This window comes from Sphingomonas corticis (genome assembly GCF_012035195.1).
In the GTDB taxonomy this organism is placed as follows: domain Bacteria; phylum Pseudomonadota; class Alphaproteobacteria; order Sphingomonadales; family Sphingomonadaceae; genus Sphingomonas; species Sphingomonas corticis.
Window position 1 is genome coordinate 1 of record NZ_JAAVJH010000042.1, and the last position, 6,635, is coordinate 6,635.

The following is a 6,635-nucleotide window of genomic DNA, read 5'->3' on the forward strand; positions in this document are numbered from 1 at the left end:
CGCCAGGGTCGCCGGCGACTGGCCCGCCACCCGCTGGGACGAGCTGATGCCGTGGAACTGGGTGCCCCAGACAGATCAGCCAACAGCCCAAGCCGCATAAACTGCGGTCCTCACGCCACGCTTACCCACCAAGTGCGTGCAAAGCAGTATCGCGGTCCAGCGGCTGCTCGGCCGCCTGGGGATCGCGTCCCGGGTGTGGCTGGGAGCATTCTGCGCCGCGGAGGTCTTCGAAAACCCAAACGTTGCGGGATGGGGCGGCTTCTGGGGTGACGACCATCATGCCTGGACGACGACTGAGTTCTACGAGCTCGTGGACCTCCCGGTTGGCGAAATGACCAAGCACCCCCGCTCCGCCCGATCGGATGGCATTCCGATGCCGCCGCTTTGGTGGGACGACATCTCTCAGTGGCCGCCGGTGCTGCGTTACTTGCCCGATCGCGCCGTGGAGCCGGCTTTCCCGGATCCTGCCGACATGGAGGATCTCGCTCGTTTTCTGGAGCGTGTCGATCAATCGTTCGACGAGAGGCTTGCGAGCGGAAGTGTCGAAGCTGTGCGGTTCGGTCCCATGCTTCACGGCGCGGACTCGATGAACGAGCTTCACAATACCGGTCATCCGTGGCTCGAACGCGCGAGCTTGTTCCTCGACCGCGGAGCAGTTCTTCCACCCTGGATCCAGGAGCGAGAGCAGGAGCTGATCGCCGCGCATCGAGCGGGGCAGCGGGCGCGTTCAAGGCTGAGCCACGTAACGGGCGAAGTAAGAAACGGCTGATCCGGCCGCCGGGGCTTACGCTTCTCGCACTCTCCTCCCCCGGCGGGACATCCGAGCCCTGACTGGAGCCACTTGGCTGCGATCTCGATTGCCAAACTGAAGGTCCTGATCTGCCGCCGTGATCCGACCCCATGCGGGGGCAGCCCCGCGAACCCCACGCGAGCAATTGCTCGGATCGGACGCACGATCGTCCATCGAAGGACCAAGAGCATCGCGCCGCCCTCCCCCGACTGATCTAGCGCAGGGCGAGGCAACCACCCCGGTTCTAATCCTGACGTCGCCTTGGCAGCGGATGCGGCCATCTCGATCGCCCGCCGCCGAAAGGATTCGGACCGGTGTTCCTCTTGGGAAAGCGCTGCTCTCCCCAGGGACTTAGCGAAAGAGGGGCAAGATCCCATGCAGTTGATCCCTGTCATCCTGTCCGGTGGCTCTGGGACAAGGCTGTGGCCACTTTCGACCGAACAGACGCCTAAGCAGTTTCTGCCCTTGGCCGGCGAAAAGAGCCTTCTGCAACAAACAGTTCTTCGGGCCAGGAGCATCCGGCATGCAGCCGCTCCGATCATTGTCGCAAGCCAGGAGCATGAGAGGCGGGTTATCGCCGAGTTGAGTGCGGTGGGCTGCGCTCCCTCGCGACTGCTCCTCAAGCCCATTGGGCGCAACACCGCCCCCGCCCTTGCGATGGCTGCGCTCGAGAGTGTGGAGGAGGACAACCTGCTGCTGGTCATGCCAAGCGATCATGTGATCAGGAACGTTGAAGCGTTCGGCAAGGCCGTTCATCGTGCGCTTTCATTAGCCGAAGTCGGCTGGTTAGTGACGTTCGGTATCACGCCCGACCGCCCGGCAACCGGCTACGGCTACATTCACATGGGAGACTCGCTCTCCGGCCCGATATGCCGGGTGAACCGGTTCGTCGAAAAGCCCGAAGCCGCCCGCGCCGAGCGCATGCTCGCCGAAGGCAGTTATTTGTGGAACGCTGGAATATTTCTCCTGCGCTCCGACCGCCTCCTCGAGGAGCTCTCGATCCAAGCCCCCACGCTCGTGGGTTCGGTCCGCAAGGCGCTGTCCACTGGCCATCGCGAGGCAGGTCGGGTGATCCCCGATCGTGCGACCTTTGCCGCCATCGAAGCGCAATCGATCGATTACCTGGTCATGGAGCGCGCATCGCGCATGGCGGTCGTGCCTGTCGATGTGGGCTGGTCCGACATCGGGAGCTGGGACGCGCTCCACGAGGTCGAAACTCGGGACGATAGCGACAATGCCTTCCACGGCGATGTGCTCGCCCTCGACAGCCAGGGCTGCCTGATCCGGAGCGATGGCCCCCGCGTCGCGGCCTTGGGCATATCTGATCTTGTCATCGTTGCGACGGAGGACGTGGTCCTGGTGATACCCCGCGAGCGTGCTCAGGAAGTGCGCCGGCTGGTACGCTTGGCAGCTGAGACGACCGAGCCGCCAGCGCCCTCACCGGCTGCGGCGCTGTCGGCGGCAACGCCCGCCTCCTGACCTGGAGACGACGCGGCACCCCCCTGACCCTGAAGACGTCTTAGAAGGAGAGCTTGATGAGTGGCTATGCCCTGACCCCGCCGGTCCGCCACATCGCCCTGATCGGCAACTTCCCACCGCGCCGCTGCGGCATCGCGACCTTCACGGCCGACCTGCGCAGCGCGCTGGTCCAGATCGCGCCTGACACCAGTCTGACGACGATCGCTATGAACGATCCGGGCATGCGGCACCTCTATCCCTCGGAGGTCGGCTACGAGATCGCGCAGGACGATCCCGCTGCGTACCTGGCCGCGGCGGATCATCTCAACGCGCTCAATCCCGACGTGGTGTGCGTCCAACACGAGTTTGGCATCTTCGGCGGGGATGCCGGCGGCTATCTCCTGCCGATGCTCGAGAAGCTTCGGGCGCCGATCGTGACAACGCTCCACACGATCCTGACGCGGCCAGACCGTGCTCAGCAACGGGTTATGCAAGCGCTCGTCGAGCGGTCATCGCGCCTTGTCGCTATGACAGAAATGGGAAGAACCATCCTCGAGCGCGACATGGGGGTAGCGGACAGCAAGATCTCCGTGATCCCGCACGGAATCCCTGACGTGCCATTCCTTGACCCCGCGTTCCACAAGCACCGCTTCGGCCTCGATGGCCACCGGGTCATCCTGACCTTCGGCCTGCTCTCGCCGAACAAGGGCATCGAGGTCATGATCGATGGGCTCTCTCGTCTCGTTAAAGACCACCCCGATCTCGTCTACGTCGTCCTGGGGGCAACGCACCCTCATCTGGTGGCCCGCGAAGGAGAACGCTATCGCGAGCGGTTGGAAGCTCGCGTTCAGAGTCTCGGTCTTTCGAACCACGTCCGGTTCGTGAACGAGTATGTCGACGCACCAACCCTACAAGCGTGGCTGTCAGCCTGCGATATCTATGTGACGCCCTATCTTTCCGAGGCGCAGATTACGAGTGGCACGCTGGCCTACGCCGTGGGCCTCGGCAAGGCGGTAATTTCGACGCCCTACTGGCATGCGAAGGAGAAGGTAGCCGACCGCCGCGGGCAGCTCGTGCCGTTCGCGTCACCCGAGGCGCTCGCCGAGGCGGTCGGCGCCGTCCTTTCCGACCGGAGCCTCTGCGACGAGCTGCGTCGAAACGCCTACCAAGCCGGCCGGGAGATGATCTGGCCGGTGGTCGCGGAGCGCTATACGACCCTCTTCCAACGGGCACGTGTCGAAGCCAGTTCCAAGCAGGATCTGGTACAGCTCAACCCCTCCACGGCAATGTCGCCCAAGTCCACTCTCAATGCCGTCGCCCGAATGAGCGATGGCTGTGGCATGCTCCAGCACAGCCGGTCCACGGTGCCCGACCGGCGACATGGCTATTGCCTCGACGACAACGCTCGAGCCCTGATGCTTGCCGCAATGTTCGAGGCGGAGGGGATAGACAGCAAACGCGCTATCTTGCTCGCATCTACCTACGCCTCCTTCGTCGATCTCGCCTGGGACGAGCATGCCAAGCGGTTCCGCAACTTCATGGGCTTCGATCGGCAATGGCTCGAGCGCGAGGGCTCGCAGGACAGCTTTGGCCGGGCGCTGTGGGCGATCGGGCGCACGGCGGAGCTAACCCGCAATCACGGTCTCAAGCTTTGGGCTACGGCGCTTGCCGACAAGGTGATCCCGGCCACTGGTTACCTCACGAGCCCGCGAGCCCGAGCGTTCGCCATACTCGGCCTTGCCGCTCATCTTCGCGTCTATCCCGGACTTCGGCCCGCAAGGCTCCAGCTGGAGACATTCGCGGGAGAGCTGCTCAGCCTGCTCCGCGCAGAAAGGAGAAGCGGTTGGACGTGGTTCGAACCGGTGCTCGCCTATGACAATGCCCGCCTCCCCGAGGCGTTGCTGCTGGCGAGCGATGTTCTTGATGATGGTGACATGCGCCGCGAGGCGCTGGAGGCGCTCGACTGGCTACGACGGCTGCAGACCGCATCCGAAGGTCACTTCCGACCCGTAGGGACCCAAAGCTTCGGGGCTGAGTACCAGGCCCCCCGCGCCTTCGACCAGCAGCCACTTGAAGCCTGGGCAACAATCGACGCGTGCGCCCTCGCATTTGAGCAAGACGGCGACCAGCGTTGGCGAGCGCATGCCGAAGCGGCTTTCGCCTGGTACCTGGGCACCAATGACCTGGGAGCGCGCATCGCCAGCCCCGATGGCGGTTGCTACGACGGATTGCAAGTAGACCGCGTGAACCTGAACCAGGGTGCAGAGTCCATCCTTGCCTATCAGTTCGCGGCTCTAGCGATTGCGCGTATCCGCAGCGCTGCCGAGGGTTCAGAGAGAGGCAAGGCGCGAGCCGCTGCTTCCGGAGGCGTTGCATGCCGCTGATCCAATCCAGCCTGCGGCTGCTGCCGAACCCAGATCGGGTCGTCGTACGGCCCCTTCATCTCGCTCCGGAGCCGCGGGACATCAACCCGGTCAATAATGATCGAGTGCGGCGGATCATTGCCGCGGTGCGCGCCATGGACGGCCGCACGACCCAAGCCGAGCTCGCCCTTGTGCTCGCGGATTTCGAAAGCCGCCATCGCGAGATACGCCGGGTGTTCGAGGAGCGGTACGATCAGGTGGCGAGCGAGATTGGCCTGGCTGATCCATTGGACCGCGCTCAGCGCCAACTCATCGGCGCCTATTTTTGCCACGAATACTCCTTCGGCGCCGCGGCGGTCATGAACCCGAGCATCGTTCCGCACCCCGACCAGACGGGGCTGACCGAGGGGGCGCTTCGATTCATCCTGTCGCTGCGGGCCGTGGGCGAGGGGCACATTTCCTCTGTGACCTTTCGACAAGGGATCGTTCGTGTCGACGGCACTATCGAGCTTGATCCGGAGCCCGATCTTGCGGTCGCCGCCAAGGCTGAGAGTCAGCCCGACGGCAGTGTCGTCTTTCGCCGGCATGACTGCAGCAACCGTCTCGACGAGATGGTCCTGTTCCCGTTCACGCCGGCCCAACGCAATGGCCTGGAGGATCTGCGTCTCGTCAGGTTCGAGGATGACGATGGGAACCGCGCCTATTACGGCACCTACACCGCCTACAGCGGCGCAGCGATAGCTTCGGAGATACTGCTGACCCGCGACTTCGAGACTTTCGAGTTGCGGGCTTTGCAAGGGAGTGCCGCGCGCAACAAGGGCATGGCTCTATTTCCACGCAAGTTCGATGGCGATTATCTGATGGTCGGCCGGCAAGATGGCGAGAGCCTCTACCTGCTGCGTTCGCCAGACCTATATCGATGGGAGCGCGGTGAACTTCTCGCCCGTCCTGAATATGCCTGGGAACTCATCCAAATCGGCAACTGCGGGGCGCCCATCGAGCTCGAGGAGGGCTGGCTCGTACTTACCCACGGCGTCGGCGCAATGCGCAAATATTCAATCGGCGCACTGTTGCTCGATCGAGAGGACCCATCCTGCATCATCGGTCGAACGGCGGTGCCGCTACTGTCGCCTTCCGATGAAGCTCGGGAGGGCTATGTTCCCAACGTCGTCTATACCTGCGGGGCACTGGCGCACGCCGGTCGGCTGATCATGCCCTACGGGGTGGCGGACAGCTCGGTGAGCTTTGCATCGATCGACCTGGCGGAACTACTGGCGATGCTTTGCCCGCCATCCGTGTCCCGTTACTCGCTAATCCGCGATTTCGGGCAGGTGCGGGATCGAACGGATGCGTGATCGTCGGCAACGAGCATAAGCGCCGGTCCTGGCTTCGACGCGCAATCGGTCGGTTTCACCGCTCGGACCTGTGAAGAGCGAGCTCTGGCCAAGCCGCAATCTCATCAAGTCGACCGCATCCGAGAGTGGGCATCGGCTTCGGGCACCGCCTCAACGCAGCAGCCGATGACGTGACCCCGATCTTTCATCCAGCTGCGACCAGAGACCGACCGGTGTTGTCGCGCATGAGCGCGGGTGAGGCAACGGGCGGGGTTAACCCCGCCCGTTGCTGTTCGAGCCCGGCTGCGAATGCGGCCGGTGTAGCGTAGCCGAGCGACGAGTGCGGCCGCTCGGTGTTGTAGTCGTCGACCCAGCGCGCCAGGATCGAGCGGGCCTGACCGATGGTGAAGAACAGCGTCTCGTTGAGCAGTTCGTCGCGCATGCGACCATTGAAGCTCTCGACGCACCCGTTCTGCGTCGGCTTGCCGGGCGCGATGTAATGCCACTCGACGCCCACATCGCCGCACCAGGCGAGCACCGCGTTCGACGTCAGTTCGGTCCCATAGCACATTGGGAAGCGCTGGTTCGGGAGCCGCTATGGCCCTGATGAAGACAAGGCCGCGTAGCGGCCGCAGGCTTCATCAGGGCAAGCCATGGCCGGACAGCAGGTATCTAAAGTGAGGTTGTCGA

4 protein-coding genes and 1 pseudogene are annotated in these 6,635 nt (G+C 63.9%); 4 read left to right on the forward strand and 1 reads right to left on the reverse strand.

The window, feature by feature from the left end:
• The first annotated feature begins 136 nt into the window (after nt 1-136).
• The 4 genes from HBH26_RS20145 (at nt 137) to HBH26_RS20160 (ending at nt 5,966) form a co-directional block, all read left to right on the forward strand.
• Entirely contained in the window at nt 137-769 is a 633-nt protein-coding gene (locus HBH26_RS20145) for a hypothetical protein (RefSeq protein ID WP_168136354.1), read from the forward strand.
• A 396-nt stretch (nt 770-1,165) separates the two neighbouring features.
• The gene (locus tag HBH26_RS20150; protein WP_168136355.1) at nt 1,166-2,269 is read left to right on the forward strand and encodes a mannose-1-phosphate guanylyltransferase/mannose-6-phosphate isomerase; all 1,104 of its coding nucleotides are present in this window, start codon (nt 1,166-1,168) and stop codon (nt 2,267-2,269) included.
• Nucleotides 2,270-2,325: 56 nt separating this feature from the next.
• On the forward strand, nt 2,326-4,632 hold the full coding sequence (locus HBH26_RS20155; protein WP_168136356.1) for a glycosyltransferase family 4 protein: 2,307 nt from the start codon (nt 2,326-2,328) through the stop codon (nt 4,630-4,632).
• Nucleotides 4,623-5,966: a glycoside hydrolase family 130 protein gene (locus HBH26_RS20160; protein ID WP_168136357.1), complete on the forward strand. Its 1,344-nt coding sequence runs from the start codon at nt 4,623-4,625 to the stop codon at nt 5,964-5,966. Before HBH26_RS20155 ends, HBH26_RS20160 begins: the two co-directional genes overlap by 10 nt.
• A gap of 184 nt (nt 5,967-6,150) precedes the next feature.
• Here the strand turns inward: HBH26_RS20160 and HBH26_RS20945 are convergent.
• Nucleotides 6,151-6,507: pseudogene (locus HBH26_RS20945) on the reverse strand (integrase core domain-containing protein); the annotation flags it as partial.
• Nucleotides 6,508-6,635: the final 128 nt, after the last annotated feature.

Bases quoted from the DNA above. Each gene is read 5' to 3' on its own strand.
- HBH26_RS20150 (WP_168136355.1), top strand. From the start codon at position 1,166: ATGCAGTTGATCCCTGTCATCCTGTCCGGTGGCTCTGGGACAAGGCTG.
- HBH26_RS20155 (WP_168136356.1), top strand. From the start codon at position 2,326: ATGAGTGGCTATGCCCTGACCCCGCCGGTCCGCCACATCGCCCTGATC.
- HBH26_RS20160 (WP_168136357.1), top strand. From the start codon at position 4,623: ATGCCGCTGATCCAATCCAGCCTGCGGCTGCTGCCGAACCCAGATCGG.